The organism is Echinicola arenosa, from assembly GCF_014841125.1.
GTDB lineage: Bacteria > Bacteroidota > Bacteroidia > Cytophagales > Cyclobacteriaceae > Echinicola > Echinicola arenosa.
On the sequence record NZ_JACYTQ010000003.1, the window covers coordinates 471,360 to 487,029 of the forward strand.

The window sequence follows — 15,670 nt, forward strand, 5'->3', positions numbered from 1 at the left end:
ACTTTAGCTTCTTTTATTGTAGAAAATCAACAGTCATCGCATAACTTATTAGATCCAAAATATACAATAGAAAATCTATTGCAACTCTATTGGATAAGCCTGTCCTTTTGATTTACAACCGAGACTAAAATAAACTTCCCAATCAGAAGCCCTATGTGTAAAACTACCTGAAAATACATGTTCATTATGTTGGGAAAGGCGATGAATCAAGTCCTCTGTATAGCCAATATAAAAAGTATCAATCGAATGAGAGTACAATATGTAAACGTAAAAATTTGGCATAATCAAAAAAGGGTAACTAATGAGGTTACCCTTAATGAGCCTCCTGTCGGGATCGTCCCGATAGCTATCGAGGACAACGACCTACGGATTACAAGTCAGTTGCTCTATCTTCACGATGGCTATCGGGGTAAGAAGACCCTAATCGGCATATTTAGACAGTAGTTTTTCTCTTATGGCTGGAAAATGTTTTAGGTTCTCAAGATACTTTCGCGATTTATTCCTCTTAATATGGCGTTCTATTTGATGAGCCTGTCCTTTTGATTTACAACCGAGACTAAAATAAACTTCCCAATCAGAAGCCCTATGTGTAAAACTACCTGAAAATACATGTTCATTATGTTGGGAAAGGCGATGAATCAAGTCCTCTGTATAGCCAATATAAAAAGTATCAATCGAATGAGAGTACAATATGTAAACGTAAAAATTTGGCATAATCAAAAAAGGGTAACCTCATTAGTTACCCTTAATGAGCCTCCTGTCGGGATCGAACCAACGACCTACTGATTACAAGTCAGTTGCTCTACCAGCTGAGCTAAGGAGGCTTTTCACTTTCAAAATATTTCTGAAATTGAAAGTTTTTTAAAATACCAAAAGCAACGCTTTCAATACTTCAAATTATTAAAATAAAACTTAAACTTGAGCCTCCTGTCGGGATCGAACCAACGACCTACTGATTACAAGTCAGTTGCTCTACCAGCTGAGCTAAGGAGGCATTTTGCTCTATCATTCCGATGGTTATCGGAATAAGGAGGCTTTTTAAGTGATTTACTATAACATTAAATAAATCTACTTGTCATGATAAGTTTAAATGCTATGGGCTTTTCCCTTATTGCGAGTGCAAATATATATGGATCCTTATATCATCCCAAACGATTTCATAAAAAAAATAGGGAGATATTGATATCTCCCTAGGTATTAGAAACTTAAAATTCCCTCAATATCGATAACTTTTTCTTAAGCTTTTCTATTTCCTCCTCCGCTTTTTCTATTTTCTGATCAAATTGATCTTTTAACTTATCAGCAGTCTTGGATGAAGCAAAAAATTCAAGGTTATTTTTCCACAAGGTAATGTTGTTCTCCAAATCAGCAATTTGCTTACGGATACCATGTTCTTTCTTGTTGAAGACCCTATCACTGTTTGGATCACTTTGAATCTTGTTCAAATTAAGACGGAAAAGGAATTCTTCACGGTTTTCACCATCTGTATCCATCACGTCAACACAAGCTTCCACAGCTTCATTGAACTTTGCTGCGATATCTTTTATATTTTTCCTCGGAACAAACCCAATGGCATTGAACTCACCTATCAATTTTTCAAGATGTTCTACAGTCAAATCCTCTGAACCTGAAAGTGCCTTGATTTTGGCACAGACTTCCTCTTTGGACTCAAGGTTCTTTTCAAACTCTTTATTGATATCCTTATTGGCCTGTCTCCTATTGTCAAAGAAAGTATCACAGGCTGCTTTAAACCTCTTATATAAATCGTCTCTTACCTTCTCTGGTGTTGGCCCTAACTTTTTCCACTCTTGCTGTAACTTAATTAAGGCATTGGAAGTGTTTTGCCAATCTGTGCTCTCCTTTAGTGACTCTGCTTGTTTAATCAGCTCCTCGGCCTTTTCCTTGTTCACTCTCCGAATTTCGTCAAGCTCTTTGAAGAAAAGGTTTTTATTATGGAAGAACTGCTTAAAGAATCCCCAAAAGGATCTATTGATCTCACGACCACACTCTCTTGGAACTGGACCAATCGCTTCCCACTCTTTTTGGATTTCAAGAATTTCCTTGGTCTTTGCATTCCATTCTTTGATACGGTTAGCTTTGAAATCCTTAAACTCTCCGAGCTTGGCAATAAGTGCTTCTTTCTTGGTTTGATTTTCTTTGAAAACCTCTTTTTGACTCTCGTAATAAGCTTTCCTTTTGGCATAAACTGCGTCAGAAGCAGTTTTAAACCTCTGCCAAATCTTTTCCTGTTCATCCCTTGGTACTGGACCTATATGCTTGAACTCTTCATGCAACTCATTCAAGGTTTTAATAGCATTTCTTAGATCTTCTTCTTGATCTAACGCCTCTGCTTTTTCAATCAATTCAATCTTGCCTTCTAGGTTCTTTTTACGATCAAGTTCCTTTAACTCAAAATAGATACTTCTGTTGTCATAGAAGCGGTCCATTAATGCATTATAAGAAGCCCAAAGGCTTTTATTCTGAGCTCCTGGTACAGGACCAATTTCTTTCCACTCAGTTTGAATGTCCTTGATCGTACTAATACTATGTGTGGTCTCTTCACCATCTACCAACTCTCTTAACCTCTCGAGAATCTGGTTTTTGGCATAAAGATTCTTTTCCTTTGCTTTTTCAAGGTCTTTGATTTGATCGCTTCTGCGGTTTTTAAAGTCGCCATAGAGCGCAAAAAATATTTTATCGTCCTCACTTTGCTTGTAATAGAAGTCATCTTCTTCTCCACCATCCTTGATGAAGCTTTTTAATGCAGCTTCCTTTTCTTTATTGAAATGATCCTCTTCAAAGTGAGTTTTAATGTCATTTGCAACGTGATCGGCCTTAACATAGTTTCCCTTCTCAATCAGCTCTTTCAATGCAGCTATCAGCTGCTTTTTGCCGAAATTCCCATAATCAACATGATGATCGTCCTCGTGATGATCTTCTTCATGATGATCTTCTTCTTCATTTTCCATGTCCTTTTCCGGTTCATGCTGATTACTCTCCACAGTGTTATCTACCTGCTCTTGAGTCACCTTGTTTTCTTCTGATATTTCCTTATCGTTCTCCATAAATCTTATGAGTACTTCTTACCAAATATGCTTTAAACAAAAGTAATAAATAATTTAATTTAATCTTGGGTCAATGGGATAATTTGCCAAAACCTGAAAATCACCTCCCATATTCCTCAAAGCCACCCTCCAAAGATCATCGGGAGACGCTTCAAATATGGCCTGAGAATCCACCCTTTCACACACTATCCAAGTATTTTCTGTCAATTCACTTTCCAACTGCCCTTCAGACCAACCGGAATAGCCAATAAAAAAACGAAAGTTGTTCAGGTCAATTTGACCCGTTTTATATTTCATGACCAGCTCATCAAAATCCCCTCCCCAATACAAATCTTTTGCCAATTCAATACTTCCTTCTATCATAGGACTACCTTTATATATAAAATGAAGCGTGTTTTGTTCCACCGGTCCCCCGACAAAAACTTCAATATCCAAAAAATCAAGTTCATCCAACAAATCCCTAATCTTCAGAATGGAAAGTTTGTTCAAAACAAGACCAAACGCTCCCTTTTCATTGCTTTCACAAAGGAGTACAACAGACCTAACAAAATTTTCATCTTGTAGAAATGGCTCTGAAATCAATAAATGACCGGATTTGGGAGTGATTTTATTGTTTTTATCCATCAAATTCTGTTTGATTTTTATTCTTTAATATAGGTCAAAATTTCATAAATGCAATTAACAATGGTACTTTTATGGTTATAAAAATCTTATTTGATTATGGATATTGCAGCACTTCGAACAGAATATTCTCTTAAGTCTCTAAATGTCAAAATGCTGGACAAATCGCCTATAAAGCAGTTTGAATCTTGGTTAGATGAAGCTATCAAGACAAATGTCAACGAGCCAAACGCCATGAATTTGGCTACTGTAAGTAAAGATCACAGGCCTAGCTCTAGAATTGTTCTGTTGAAAGGTATTGACCACGGCTTTGTTTTTTACACCAATTACGATAGTAAAAAAGGTCAGGAACTTAATCATTTCCCTTTTGCTGCAATTACCTTTTTCTGGCCTGAATTACAGCGACAGGTAAGAATAGAAGGAAAAATAGAAAAAGTAGCCCCTTCCCTTTCAGACCAATATTTCCTTTCCCGCCCAAAGGGTAGCCAAATTGGAGCATGGGCATCTCCGCAAAGCCAGATCATTCCAGATAGAACTTTTTTGGAAAAAAGAGAAGCAGAAATAATTGAGAAATTTAAGCTTGAAGAAATCCAAAGACCAGCTCATTGGGGTGGCTTTCGACTTGTTCCTGATTTGGTGGAATTTTGGCAAGGAAGAACTTCAAGACTGCACGACAGGATCCAGTACCGACTTAAAGATAAAAATACCTGGACTACTAATAGGCTAGCTCCTTAAATATAGAAAAGGAAGGTTTTGAACCTTCCTTTTCTATATTAACTGGAATAAGTCATCTACACCAACCATTCGTTCCACCGTAAAACCTTCTCCGTATTTTACATTTATCCTGTGGCCAAACTCTTTGGCCCTTGCTTCGGTAAAATCAAAAAACTCCTTACTACTGATAAAACTTTCAGGCTCTTGATTAGAAGGGTCATAAAACTGAGATTTAAAGGCTTTGATGCTTTCAAGCTTCACATCCCAATACTCACTGATGTCAAATACAAAATCTGGTTCTATATAATTGTTTTGGATATAATGGTAAACAAATTTTGGTCTCCATGCCTCTTGCTTTACTCCGACAAGCTCAGTCTCCACTTTAATCAAACCACTTACAAAACACGCATTGGTAACTAAAGAAGCTCCCTTGCCATGATCTGGGTGCCTATCGGTTACCGCATTGGCTAAGATGATTTCCGGTCGGTATTTTCTGATAATTTTAACTAATTCCAGATGATGTTCTTCATCATCTTTAAAAAACACATCCTTAAAACCTAAATTTTCCCTTGCAGAAAGTTTAAGGATTTTGGAAGATGCTGCTGCTTCTTCCAAACGTAATTTAGGAGTTCCTCTGGTGCCCATTTCTCCTTGGGTAAGATCAACTACTCCTACTTTATACCCTTTGTCTGCATGAGCTGCAAGTGTTCCAGAACAAGATAGCTCAGCATCATCTGGATGGGCTGCAATAGCCAGAATATCTAATTTCATTATTGAAGTATCGTTTACTTTAATTTTTCAAACAAAATTGAAACATTAAAATACACCTAAAAGTTTATCTGATTCTTAATCTTTGCCCTACTCTTAAGACAGAACTAGAAGAGATATTGTTCTTTCTGGTGATATTTCTCACTGTAGTTCCATATTTTCGAGCTATTACACTTAAGTTTTCACCACTTCTTACCCGGTGATACACTGCCTGCTGCATCTTGATAACATGGTCAAAACTATTTGCAGTAACCGCGTAAACACTGCTTCTCAGCCTTCCAACAGAAAAATCGAACAATTCTGTTGGGTTAATTGACAGTCCTTGATAACGCACTTCAAAATGCAAATGAGGACCAGTACTCCTTCCAGTGCTTCCTCCATAACCAATTACTTCCCCAGCTTTTACTTCTTGCCCGACCACGGCATTGAATTTCGACAAATGTCCATATAAAGTCTCTAGACCATTTTTATGTCTTACCACCAAATAATAGCCGTAGCCATAGCGGTCATATGATCTCATTCTCACAATTCCATCAAAAGCACTGTACACTGGATCTCCTCTATTTAGGTCAAGATCTGTCCCATGATGCCATCGATACCTTCTAAAACCAAACTCTGAGTTTATTTTGGTTTGATCCAATGGATTGCTCCAATTGGTCCCATAAAATGGATCATACAGTTTTACGTAAACTGTATCCTTAAAGTCTTTAGGGTTGAAATCATAACTGTCAATACGCTGGCTGTCCCATGAGGAATAGTATTCAAAGGCAGTAACCCAAACGCTATCAATTTGGATTTTATCAGTTACTTGAACCAACTGATGAGTGGGGAGCCATACAAGCGAAAGGGTGTCTTCACTTACAGCAGTTAATCTTCTTCTTAAATCTACGCGGTCTTTGAACAGTAAGGAATCTGTTCCACGCTGTAGGTTTTGTAAATATTCCTGAACATCAAAAGTCTCTATTTTTCGGACATCAGGTACTTTGACTGGCTGAGTCTTGTCCTTCTTTACTATTTTAGGAAATACCTGTGCATAAGCTTCTGAAAAGCTTACACACAGGAAAGTAATGACAATAAAGCTAATGAATGATTTGATGCTCATTGGGTTTTATTATGACAACTCTTGTTCAGCGAGAAAACGCTCCGCATCCAGAGCTGACATACATCCGGTACCTGCAGCTGTTACAGCTTGCCTGTAAACATGGTCTTGTGCGTCACCACAAGCAAAAACACCTTCAATATTGGTTTTAGTACTTCCTGGCCTGGTAATAATATACCCAGATTCATTCATATCCAACATCCCTTCAAAGATCTGGGTGTTAGGTTGGTGACCTATGGCCACGAAAAATCCTGTTACCGCTAGTTCTTGAGTTTCTCCAGACAATGTATTTTTGATTCTTACTCCACTTACTTCTTCTTCACCAAGAATCTCTTCAGTTTCTGTATTCCAAAGAATCTCAATCTTTGGATTATTTTTTACTCGTTGTTGCATAATTTGAGATGCTCTCATTTCATCTCTACGCACCAACATATATACTTTTTCACAAATATTAGCCAAATAAGATGCTTCTTCACAAGCGGTATCCCCAGCACCAACAATGGCTACATGCTGATTTCTAAAGAAGAAACCATCACAAACGGCACATGCAGATACTCCTTTACCGTTCAATTTATTTTCACTTTCAAGTCCAAGCCACTTAGCTGAAGCTCCAGTGGAAATAATAACTGTTTCTGCCAAAATTTCACTTTGATCGTCCACAGTGACTTTATGAGGTCTTGAACTGAAGTCAACAGCAGTTACCATTCCGTACCTTACATCCGTACCAAATCTCTCTGCTTGCTTTTTAAAATCCTCCATCATTTGTGGCCCCATGACACCATCAGGATATCCCGGGTAGTTTTCCACATCATTGGTGATAGTAAGTTGTCCACCTGGCTGTCCGCCAGTATAAAGTAATGGATTGAGGCCTGCTCTAGAGGCATAAATTGCCGCAGTATATCCTGCTGGACCCGAACCGATGATTAATACTTTAACCTTTTCTGCTTCTTTGTTCATTGACCAAGATTTTTTTGGTTGGCAAATTTTAAAATTTTAATGTTTTTAACAAAATAACATCTTGTTAAAATTCCCTAAATAATAGATTTAAATTTTTATTGACCCTACAGTGGATAGGTTGAAACTGATACCTAAACAAATACATGTACAAAAAAAGGGGCATGAGCCCCTTTTACTATTTGTTGACTTTTATATCTACCCCAAATAAGGTTTCAATGTCTTACTTCTAGAAGTATGTCTCAATCTTCTGATTGCTTTTTCTTTGATCTGTCTTACACGCTCTCTGGTCAAATTAAATTTCTCACCAATTTCTTCAAGCGTCATGGCATGTTCGCCATTCAAACCAAAATACAAGGTAATCACATCAGCTTCCCTCTGGGTAAGTGTTGACAAAGCTCTCTGAACCTCTTTTCTCAAAGAATCATTCATCAAACCATCATCAGGTTTTTCCTCACCATCATTTTCCAAAACATCCAAAAGGCTGTTTTCCTCTCCTTGTACGAAAGGAGCATCCATGGACACATGACGGCCAGAAATCTTCATGGTATCAACCACTTCACCAGCGGTTACCTCCAATACTTCTGCAAGTTCTTCTGGAGACGGTTCTCTCTCAAAACGTTGCTCAAGTTCACTGAAAGTCTTGCTGATTTTGTTCAAAGACCCTACACGGTTAAGCGGAAGTCTTACAATCCTGGACTGCTCAGCCAAAGCCTGCAGAATAGATTGTCTGATCCACCAAACAGCGTATGAAATAAATTTAAAGCCCCTGGTCTCATCAAATCGCTGTGCGGCTTTGATAAGTCCCAAGTTTCCCTCATTGATAAGATCACCCAAAGAAAGGCCTTGGTTTTGGTACTGCTTTGCAACAGAAACCACGAACCTAAGGTTTGCTTTGGTTAATTTTTCAAGAGCTAGCTGATCACCTTCCCGGATTCTTTTGGCAAGTACCACTTCTTCATCTGCAGTAAGAAGATCTACTTTACCAATTTCTTGTAAATACTTATCGAGAGACTGACTCTCCCGGTTAGTGATCTGTTTGCTAATTTTAAGCTGCCTCATTCAGGAATATCTTTATTTTAGTTAGGACTTACTTATAACAGATTTAAATCTTAAATAAGTTCAATATACTAATTGACTAGATAATTTAATCTTTTTTTCCAGACTTTTCAGGCTTCGGCAAAAGAACCTTTCTTGAAAGCTTGAATTTTCCAGTCTTTTTATCAACATCAATTAATTTAACCACAATTTCTTCGCCTGGCTCCAATACACCATCCATGTTTTCAAGTCTTTCCCACTTGATTTCAGAGATATGCAATAGGCCATCTTTGCCTGGCATGAACTCAATAAACGCACCAAATGGCATAATGTTTTTCACAATACCCGTATAAGTCTCTCCTATTTCAGGTTGTGCAACAATATTTTTGATACGTTGTATCGCTGAATCCATGGACTCTTGGTTGTTGGAGAAGATATTGATTTTACCTTGGTTATCTACTTCTTCAATAACGATTGTCGCTCCGGTATCTTTTTGGATTTCTTGGATTACTTTACCGCCTGGTCCAATAACTGCACCAATCAACTCTTTAGGAATGGTCATATTGTAAGACCTTGGAGTATGAGGTTTAAGTTCTGCTTTAGGTGCAGCCAAAGTCTTGGAAATCTCATCCAAAATATGAAGTCTACCTTCTTTGGCTTGATAAAGTGCTTCTTTCAACACACTATAATCCAAACCCTCTACTTTAAGATCCATCTGACAAGCAGTGATACCTTGAGCAGTTCCTGTAACTTTGAAATCCATATCTCCCAAGTGATCTTCATCACCTAAAATATCTGATAAGATAGAATAATTACCAGTTTCAGCATCGGAGATCATACCCATTGCTATACCCGTTACAGGTGCCTTGATTTGAATACCTGCATCCATCATTGCCAAAGAACCCGCACATACTGTTGCCATAGAAGAAGAGCCATTAGACTCCAATATATCTGAAACGACACGTATTGTGTAAGGGTTTTGATCTACACTAGGAAGAACTTTTTTCAAAGCTCTCATCGCTAAATTGCCATGCCCCACTTCTCTACGTCCTGGTCCTCTGTTTGGTCTAACTTCTCCTGTTGAAAATCCAGGGAAGTTGTAATGTAGGAAGAACTTATTGTATCCGGAGATCACTGCTCCATCAATCATTTGCTCATCCAGTTTGGTACCCAAAGTACAAGTTGTTACTGATTGGGTTTCACCTCTAGTAAATACTGCAGAACCATGAGCTGAAGGAAGGTAATCTACCACAGACCAAATAGGTCTTACTTCATTGAGCTTACGTCCATCCAAACGTTTCTTTTCGTTTAGTGTTAGATTTCTAGCTGCTTCTTTATGAATTTTCTTGAAATATGGTCCGATCAAATCAGCTTCATATTCATGCTCCTCACCTAGGCTTTCTACAAACTCATCTTTAATAGCACTGATCAAGTCGCTTCTTTCAGATTTATTAGCGATTTGTTTGCTCACTACTTCATAACATTTGTCATAAAGCTCTCCCTTCATTTTTTCATAAAGAGCCAAATCTTCTTTTTCGTGAGAGTATTCTCTTTTCTCTTCTTTACCTACCAATTTGGTAAGTTCGATTTGGGCCTGACAATGTTTTTTAATTTCCTCGTGGGCAAATTGAATAGCTTCCACCATTTCATCTTCTGAGATTTCATTAGCTTCACCTTCTACCATCAAGATGAAATCCAACGATCCAGCCACGATAAATTCCAAAGTAGCCTCTTCAAGCTTAGTTGGGGTTGGGTTTATCACCAACTCACCATCAATCTTGGCTACTCTTACTTCTGAAATAGGTCCATTGAATGGAATATCTGAAACTGCCAATGCCGCAGAAGCTGCCAATCCCGCCAAGCAGTCAGGCAATACTTCATCATCAGAAGACATTAGGGTGATCATGATCTGGGTATCTGCATGATAGTCTTCTGGAAAAATAGGACGGATAGCCCTATCTACAATTCGGCTGATCAAAATTTCATAATCTGATAGCCTTCCTTCTCTTTTTAAGAAGCCCCCTGGAATTTTACCTGATGCGGCAAATTTTTCCTGATAATCTACTGACATCGGAAGGAAGTCTACCCCTTCTCCTGCCTCTTTTTTTGAAACAACGGTTGCCAGGAGCATAGCATTGCCCATTTTAACCACAACAGCACCATCTGCTTGCTTGGCCAATGCACCGGTTTCAATGATGATTTCTCTACCATCCTCGAGGGTGATAGTTTTTGAAATTACATTTGGTAACATACGATTTCTTTAAGAATAAATCTTCTGACTAGTTTTAAAAGTAAGGTTTAAATATATGGGGGAAAGAAAAAAAGTAAGGTTCCCGCTACGGGGAACCTTACAAACAAATTATTTACGTAGTCCTAAGTCTGCTAATACTGCTCTATATCTTTCAATGTCGTTTTTGTAAAGATAGTTCAAAAGAGCTCTGCGCTTACCTACTAATTTCAAAAGACCCAATCTTGAAGAGTGATCTTTTTTGTTGGTTTTCAAGTGATCGGTTAGGTGCTTGATTCTGAATGTGAAAAGCGCAATCTGAGATTCAGGAGATCCTGTGTCTTTATCAGATTTTAACCTACCATGATTCTTGAACAACTCTGACTTTTTCTCTGAAGTTAAATACATGCTTAGTTAAAATTAATTATTATGTTTATTTAAAGCAGCTACAAAGGTATGACTATTATTTTTAATAGTAAAATCCCCATATCATTTTTTACCTTTTTTTATATTCAGCCGTTGTTTTATCTTTTGAAAAGCAGCAGCATATACATCCGCTTCAAAAACCCTGGCATCCCTCCTAGCTTGTCTTAAAAAGACCAAACCAATAGGAATCAAAGCCAAATTAGAAAACCAAGTACCAAATAACGGATCAGCCATTCCCTCCTTGGCCCATTTTTCACCTGTTATGGTCAACATATAAAAAATGATGAAGAAGATGATTGAAAACAACACGGGCATTCCCAACCCACCTTTTTTAATGATAGCACCCAAAGGAGCTCCTATCATAAACATCACAATACAGGCAAATGCTTGGGTATACTTCTGGTACCAACTGATTTCGAAACGCCTTTTCTCACGAGCTAAATTTTCCACATTTCCCATATTACTGCTGAAATTGTTTTTCAAAGTCCTCGCACTTTGCAAACCAATGGTAGCAGCTCTTGATCTATAATTCCCATTTTCAAGGATAGAGTCAATTTTAGCAATTTGAATATCCGAGAATTTAAGGTAGGCTTTTTTCACATCCTCCTCTTTTTGCCGCTTTTCAGCTACCAACTTTTTAGCTTTGTTGACAGCTGCTGTGTCTACCTCTTTTGGGGATTGGGTTATTTGCTCCCTCTCATCATCTACTATCTCCAGGTCCTGTTCTACTTCCTCAGGACTTTCTTCATTGATTACAATTTCTCTTTCAATTAGTGGACTTCTCTTTCCAGAGGCACTATTTTCTTCTATGTCTCTAACCTCTTGGTCATCGTTTATGTTTCTTCTTTCCAAGGAATCGCCCCTATGCAAAGCTTCCTCTTCCCTCCTCTTTTTTTCCCATTCAAGGTTTTTAAGAGAGTCTACCATAGCTTTTTTTGCCTGAAGATCCTTGGGTATTTCTATTTCTCTTTGTTTTGTGAAAAAGGAATAGGCTGACTTTAATTGTGCATAATTATAATACTGATAATTCACCAGTTGATTGGACATGGAGTCCACATCGGCTTGAATCTCACTTATATTCTTGATAGACCTATTGGAAGACCATAGGTTCTCTGGAGTACGATCCATCTCAAATGCATCGAGGCTGAATACAATCTCATTTTTATCGAATTTTGTTCTCGTAAATGGAACAGGCTTTCCTCTGATCCCCCGCTTGGCATCCTCTTCATTATAACTATAACCACTATAAAGCGTCAACTTCATAAAGCGGTCATTAAAAAAAGGCTCCATCCTACCAGAATCCGCCAAAATAACGCCCAAATTACCTTTTCCCCCAGAGTGGTCATAAATGATAACATCCTTTAGCCTGATATCATCAAGTTTTTGGTTTACTTTTATACTATAATTTGGTATGCCATTGTAAAATATTCCTTCTTTAATGTCCAATGCTGGTGACTTCATTCGAATATCATAAAGCAAGCTGAAAGTCTTGAGATTGACTTTTGGCACCAGGTAATTGTTGGAAAAGAAAGCCGCTATGGAAAGAAACAATACAAATACACCAATGGGCAAAAGAGCCCGCAACAAGGATATTCCAGAACTCTTGATAGCCGTCAATTCAAAATGCTCTCCTAGATTCCCAAAAGTCATCAAAGCAGAAAGCAACACGGCCAAAGGCAAAGCCATGGGGGAAATGGAGATTACAAAATAACCTATGAGTTCCATATAAACTCCAAACCCCAAACCTTTACCAAAGATCTCGTCAAAGTATTTAAGCATATTTACCGTCAGCAGAATAAAATCTACCACGATAAAAGTCAATAAAAATGGTCCAATGAAGGACCCTAGAATCAATTTGTCTAATTTTTTCATGAGGCGTACACACACCAATTATTCACGTAATATGATGTCGCTAAGTTCATCATATTAAATGAAAAATTATAACGATAGTTTTATTAATACGCCTTACCCTCCAATTATTTCCTTCAAAGTAGTGATCAAGCCGTCCCAAATTTCTTCTTGTTCTTCATCATCATAAGAATCACTGTAGTCGATCACTTTTAAAAACAAAGTTTGGGTCAATTCATTTTCCTCCAATCTAAACTCCACATAAGAGTGGTCTTCTTCATCGGGTAATGAGGGGTCAAAAAACTCAAATTTCACTCCATGATTAGACCGAATAGCAGTCACTCTAGCATAATGGTCTATCCCATCGTAAACAAAATTGAAATTCTTATCAGAATCTATGGTTACATCATCTGCAAACCATTCAGAAAGTCCACTAGCAGTACTTAAATAGGGGAAAATAATCTTTTTGGAAGTATTCACCTGATAGTCAGCAACAAACTTATTCTTTACCATAACTTTATAATTTTATTCCATAAAAAGTTAACATTTTTCCCTGCTTAGGCTTGCATTTAACCTGATAACCCTACATATTTGCATTCCCATTCAGCAAGGAGTTGGCAGTTAACCAAAGCCGACATTTATCCTGATGACTTGGAGACTCTCAAGAGTCAATTACTTGGCGAGGTAGCTCAGTTGGTTAGAGCGCAGGATTCATAACCCTGAGGTCACGGGTTCAACTCCCGTCCTCGCTACTTTCAGGCTTCCAATTTTGGGAGCCTTTTTTTGTTTGTTCTTTTTTTCAATCATGGAAGATATTTTTACTGTTTATGTTTTGTTCTCTAAATCTTCTGGTAAAACTTATACCGGAATGACCTCCGACCTAATCAATAGGTTCCATTCACACAACACTTTTGCCAAAAAAGGCTTTACTGTTAAGTATAGACCGTGGATAGTTATACATACTGAAATTTTCAACTCCAAATCTAAAGCACTTCAAAGAGAAAAAGAGCTCAAAACCGGTAAAGGAAGAGAATGGATCAAATCTAATATCTTACCTTACCATAATAACCACTAGTTCCTCTTTCGCCCAAGGATTCATATCCGCCACGGCGGACAGTGGTTCAACTCATCCCGATAACTATCGGGACTACTTTCAGGCTTCCAATTTTGGGAGCCTTTTTTTGTTTGTTCTTTTTTCAATCATGGAAGATATTTTTACTGTTTATGTTTTGTTCTCTAAATCTTCTGGTAAAACTTATGCCGGAATGACCTCGGACGTGACTGGCATATACCATTCTGGCAGTTTAGTTAGTATTATAAAGATCTAACACGCATTATTCATAATAAATTAGTCGCTCATCAAACATATATACCTGAGCCCAAACTACATATCATCTTTGAATTACATTAGCGGAAGTAACTGAATAGTGGCCTTGTACCTTTCTTTTAACAAAAACATTCAATAAGCTAGTTAAGGCTAAATATTTTGTACAGCTCTAATTGTAATATAGTGAAAATTGGGAAATTGACATGCTATAAATAAAAAATATTACCAAACAAAAAGCCCCTCATTTGAGGGGCTTTTAATATAGAGTAAGTTAGTGCTCCTTACTTTACTTTTTCAACAACAGCTTTAAATGCCTCTGGATGATTCATAGCAAGGTCAGCCAAAACTTTTCTGTTTAGCTCAACTTCTGCTTTCTTGAGCAGACCCATGAATTGTGAATAAGAAATACCATGCTCTCTGGCACCGGCATTGATACGCTGAATCCAAAGCTTTCTGAATTCTCTCTTCTTGGCTTTTCTATCTCTGTAAGCGTATTGTAAACCTTTTTCGTATTTGTTTTTAGCTACTGTCCATACGTTGCTACCTCTTCCGAAATAACCTCTAGTAGCTTTTAATACTTTTTTTCTTCTTGCTCTTGACGCTACCGCGTTTACTGATCTTGGCATAATTAAATGATTTTTTGACTCTTGGTGTCTTCAGGCATTAGCCTTAGGAACTTTACTGACCAAGTATCTGGTGAATAAATAACCTTAAATTGTTTTGTCGAAAATTAGATTCTCAACATGTCTTTTACTCTGTTCACATCTGACTCATGAACCTCTCCCATTTTAGTAAGATTTCTCTTTCTTTTGGTCTCTTTCTTGGTCAGGATGTGGCTTTTGTAAGCATGTTTCCTTCTGATTTTTCCAGATCCAGTTAATTTGAATCTCTTCTTTGCACTTGATTTAGTTTTTACTTTAGGCATAACACTGTATTATTTGTTGAAATTATTTCTTACTGGTTTTGGGAGCAACGAACATATTCATTCTTTTACCTTCCATTTTGGGAAGTTGCTCCACATGACCGTATTCTTCCAACGCCTGTGCGAATTTCAATAATAACATCTCTCCTCTTTCCTTAAAGACAATGGACCTACCGACGAAATGTACATAAGCTTTCACCTTTGCCCCATCCTTAAGGAAGTTGATGGCATGCTTTAATTTAAATGCAAAATCATGATCATCCGTGTTAGGGCCGAACCTGATTTCTTTTAGAACAGTTTTAGCTGCATTGGCTTTTATTTCCTTCTGCTTCTTCTTCTGTTCATATTTGAACTTCGCATAATCAATCACCTTACAAACTGGTGGATTAGCGTTAGGAGAAATTTCTACGAGATCAAGATCCTGTTCTTGTGCGATTTTGATAGCGGCCTCTGTAGAAAGAACGGCATTGCCCCCTTCCACAAAATCTCCAACTACCCTCACTTCACGGGCTCGGATCTTTGAGTTTACTTTATAAGGTTCTTCTTGTCTCGGTCTAAACGGTTTTCTTCCTCTCAAAATAGTTATAGTTGATTAAATGAATTTGACTGCAAATATCGGATAATTTTTTAATTATTAAAATACCGAATCTTTTTTAGCTTT

17 protein-coding genes and 3 tRNA genes are annotated in these 15,670 nt (G+C 37.6%); 3 read left to right on the forward strand and 17 right to left on the reverse strand.

Annotated elements, in window-relative coordinates; genetic code table 11:
- Positions 1 to 75: 75 nt before the first annotated feature.
- The 6 genes from IFO69_RS21870 to IFO69_RS11230 form a co-directional block, all read right to left on the reverse strand.
- Complete coding sequence (locus tag IFO69_RS21870; protein ID WP_192010192.1) at positions 76 to 282, reverse strand: GIY-YIG nuclease family protein; 207 nt, start codon at positions 280 to 282, stop codon at positions 76 to 78.
- A 138-nt stretch (positions 283 to 420) separates the two neighbouring features.
- The gene (locus IFO69_RS11210; protein WP_192010193.1) at positions 421 to 714 is read right to left on the reverse strand and encodes a GIY-YIG nuclease family protein; all 294 of its coding nucleotides are present in this window, start codon (positions 712 to 714) and stop codon (positions 421 to 423) included.
- A 37-nt stretch (positions 715 to 751) separates the two neighbouring features.
- Positions 752 to 824: transfer RNA gene (locus IFO69_RS11215), tRNA-Thr, on the reverse strand.
- Between the two features lie 97 nt (positions 825 to 921).
- Positions 922 to 994, reverse strand: a tRNA-Thr gene (locus tag IFO69_RS11220).
- Positions 995 to 1,205: 211 nt separating this feature from the next.
- Positions 1,206 to 3,065 carry a DUF349 domain-containing protein gene (locus IFO69_RS11225; protein ID WP_192010194.1) on the reverse strand — a complete coding sequence of 620 codons (1,860 nt, stop codon included), beginning with the start codon at positions 3,063 to 3,065 and terminating at the stop codon, positions 1,206 to 1,208.
- A gap of 54 nt (positions 3,066 to 3,119) precedes the next feature.
- Complete coding sequence (locus tag IFO69_RS11230; RefSeq protein ID WP_192010195.1) at positions 3,120 to 3,689, reverse strand: YqgE/AlgH family protein; 570 nt, start codon at positions 3,687 to 3,689, stop codon at positions 3,120 to 3,122.
- 96 nt (positions 3,690 to 3,785) lie between these two features.
- On the opposite strand from IFO69_RS11230, the gene pdxH reads away from it, so the two are divergent.
- Positions 3,786 to 4,421, forward strand: coding sequence for a pyridoxamine 5'-phosphate oxidase (gene pdxH / locus IFO69_RS11235; RefSeq protein ID WP_192010196.1), 636 nt, complete (start codon positions 3,786 to 3,788; stop codon positions 4,419 to 4,421).
- 33 nt (positions 4,422 to 4,454) lie between these two features.
- Here the strand turns inward: pdxH and bshB1 are convergent, their stop codons facing one another.
- From bshB1 to IFO69_RS11275, 8 genes are all read right to left on the reverse strand, one after another.
- Complete coding sequence (gene bshB1, locus IFO69_RS11240) at positions 4,455 to 5,171, reverse strand: bacillithiol biosynthesis deacetylase BshB1 (RefSeq protein WP_192010197.1); 717 nt, start codon at positions 5,169 to 5,171, stop codon at positions 4,455 to 4,457.
- A 64-nt stretch (positions 5,172 to 5,235) separates the two neighbouring features.
- A complete protein-coding gene (locus IFO69_RS11245) occupies positions 5,236 to 6,270 on the reverse strand; it encodes a M23 family metallopeptidase (RefSeq protein WP_192010198.1) in 1,035 nt (344 codons plus the stop codon).
- 9 nt (positions 6,271 to 6,279) lie between these two features.
- A complete protein-coding gene (gene trxB, locus IFO69_RS11250; RefSeq protein WP_192010199.1) occupies positions 6,280 to 7,224 on the reverse strand; it encodes a thioredoxin-disulfide reductase in 945 nt (314 codons plus the stop codon).
- Between the two features lie 195 nt (positions 7,225 to 7,419).
- Positions 7,420 to 8,283 (reverse strand): sigma-70 family RNA polymerase sigma factor, encoded by an 864-nt coding sequence (locus IFO69_RS11255; protein ID WP_015267200.1) that lies wholly within the window; start codon positions 8,281 to 8,283, stop codon positions 7,420 to 7,422.
- Between the two features lie 85 nt (positions 8,284 to 8,368).
- The gene (gene pnp / locus IFO69_RS11260; protein ID WP_192010200.1) at positions 8,369 to 10,510 is read right to left on the reverse strand and encodes a polyribonucleotide nucleotidyltransferase; all 2,142 of its coding nucleotides are present in this window, start codon (positions 10,508 to 10,510) and stop codon (positions 8,369 to 8,371) included.
- A gap of 108 nt (positions 10,511 to 10,618) precedes the next feature.
- Positions 10,619 to 10,894 carry a 30S ribosomal protein S15 gene (rpsO, locus tag IFO69_RS11265; protein WP_192010201.1) on the reverse strand — a complete coding sequence of 92 codons (276 nt, stop codon included), beginning with the start codon at positions 10,892 to 10,894 and terminating at the stop codon, positions 10,619 to 10,621.
- Positions 10,895 to 10,975: 81 nt separating this feature from the next.
- Complete coding sequence (locus IFO69_RS11270) at positions 10,976 to 12,784, reverse strand: LptF/LptG family permease (protein WP_192010202.1); 1,809 nt, start codon at positions 12,782 to 12,784, stop codon at positions 10,976 to 10,978.
- A 93-nt stretch (positions 12,785 to 12,877) separates the two neighbouring features.
- Complete coding sequence (locus IFO69_RS11275; RefSeq protein WP_192010203.1) at positions 12,878 to 13,273, reverse strand: START-like domain-containing protein; 396 nt, start codon at positions 13,271 to 13,273, stop codon at positions 12,878 to 12,880.
- Positions 13,274 to 13,438: 165 nt separating this feature from the next.
- Between IFO69_RS11275 and IFO69_RS11280 the strand changes: the two genes are divergently transcribed.
- Together IFO69_RS11280 and IFO69_RS11285 are read left to right on the forward strand one after the other, a co-directional pair.
- Positions 13,439 to 13,512: transfer RNA gene (locus IFO69_RS11280), tRNA-Met, on the forward strand.
- A 53-nt stretch (positions 13,513 to 13,565) separates the two neighbouring features.
- On the forward strand, positions 13,566 to 13,835 hold the full coding sequence (locus IFO69_RS11285; RefSeq protein WP_192010204.1) for a GIY-YIG nuclease family protein: 270 nt from the start codon (positions 13,566 to 13,568) through the stop codon (positions 13,833 to 13,835).
- 533 nt (positions 13,836 to 14,368) lie between these two features.
- Here the strand turns inward: IFO69_RS11285 and rplT are convergent.
- The 3 genes from rplT to infC all read right to left on the reverse strand — a co-directional run bounded on the left by rplT (position 14,369) and on the right by infC (position 15,586).
- Entirely contained in the window at positions 14,369 to 14,713 is a 345-nt protein-coding gene (gene rplT / locus IFO69_RS11290) for a 50S ribosomal protein L20 (RefSeq protein ID WP_186757920.1), read from the reverse strand.
- Between the two features lie 104 nt (positions 14,714 to 14,817).
- Positions 14,818 to 15,012 (reverse strand): 50S ribosomal protein L35, encoded by a 195-nt coding sequence (gene rpmI / locus IFO69_RS11295; RefSeq protein WP_192010205.1) that lies wholly within the window; start codon positions 15,010 to 15,012, stop codon positions 14,818 to 14,820.
- 22 nt (positions 15,013 to 15,034) lie between these two features.
- The gene (gene infC / locus IFO69_RS11300; RefSeq protein ID WP_192010206.1) at positions 15,035 to 15,586 is read right to left on the reverse strand and encodes a translation initiation factor IF-3; all 552 of its coding nucleotides are present in this window, start codon (positions 15,584 to 15,586) and stop codon (positions 15,035 to 15,037) included.
- Positions 15,587 to 15,670 lie beyond the last annotated feature (84 nt).

What these genes read in the sequence shown, in the direction of transcription:
- IFO69_RS21870 (WP_192010192.1), bottom strand. Translation starts at nt 282, where the DNA reads ATGCCAAATTTTTACGTTTACATATTGTACTCTCATTCGATTGATACT.
- IFO69_RS11210 (WP_192010193.1), bottom strand. Translation starts at nt 714, where the DNA reads ATGCCAAATTTTTACGTTTACATATTGTACTCTCATTCGATTGATACT.
- IFO69_RS11225 (WP_192010194.1), bottom strand. Translation starts at nt 3,065, where the DNA reads ATGGAGAACGATAAGGAAATATCAGAAGAAAACAAGGTGACTCAAGAG.
- IFO69_RS11230 (WP_192010195.1), bottom strand. Translation starts at nt 3,689, where the DNA reads ATGGATAAAAACAATAAAATCACTCCCAAATCCGGTCATTTATTGATT.
- pdxH (WP_192010196.1), top strand. Translation starts at nt 3,786, where the DNA reads ATGGATATTGCAGCACTTCGAACAGAATATTCTCTTAAGTCTCTAAAT.
- bshB1 (WP_192010197.1), bottom strand. Translation starts at nt 5,171, where the DNA reads ATGAAATTAGATATTCTGGCTATTGCAGCCCATCCAGATGATGCTGAG.
- IFO69_RS11245 (WP_192010198.1), bottom strand. Translation starts at nt 6,270, where the DNA reads ATGAGCATCAAATCATTCATTAGCTTTATTGTCATTACTTTCCTGTGT.
- trxB (WP_192010199.1), bottom strand. Translation starts at nt 7,224, where the DNA reads ATGAACAAAGAAGCAGAAAAGGTTAAAGTATTAATCATCGGTTCGGGT.
- IFO69_RS11255 (WP_015267200.1), bottom strand. Translation starts at nt 8,283, where the DNA reads ATGAGGCAGCTTAAAATTAGCAAACAGATCACTAACCGGGAGAGTCAG.
- pnp (WP_192010200.1), bottom strand. Translation starts at nt 10,510, where the DNA reads ATGTTACCAAATGTAATTTCAAAAACTATCACCCTCGAGGATGGTAGA.
- rpsO (WP_192010201.1), bottom strand. Translation starts at nt 10,894, where the DNA reads ATGTATTTAACTTCAGAGAAAAAGTCAGAGTTGTTCAAGAATCATGGT.
- IFO69_RS11270 (WP_192010202.1), bottom strand. Translation starts at nt 12,784, where the DNA reads ATGAAAAAATTAGACAAATTGATTCTAGGGTCCTTCATTGGACCATTT.
- IFO69_RS11275 (WP_192010203.1), bottom strand. Translation starts at nt 13,273, where the DNA reads ATGGTAAAGAATAAGTTTGTTGCTGACTATCAGGTGAATACTTCCAAA.
- IFO69_RS11285 (WP_192010204.1), top strand. Translation starts at nt 13,566, where the DNA reads ATGGAAGATATTTTTACTGTTTATGTTTTGTTCTCTAAATCTTCTGGT.
- rplT (WP_186757920.1), bottom strand. Translation starts at nt 14,713, where the DNA reads ATGCCAAGATCAGTAAACGCGGTAGCGTCAAGAGCAAGAAGAAAAAAA.
- rpmI (WP_192010205.1), bottom strand. Translation starts at nt 15,012, where the DNA reads ATGCCTAAAGTAAAAACTAAATCAAGTGCAAAGAAGAGATTCAAATTA.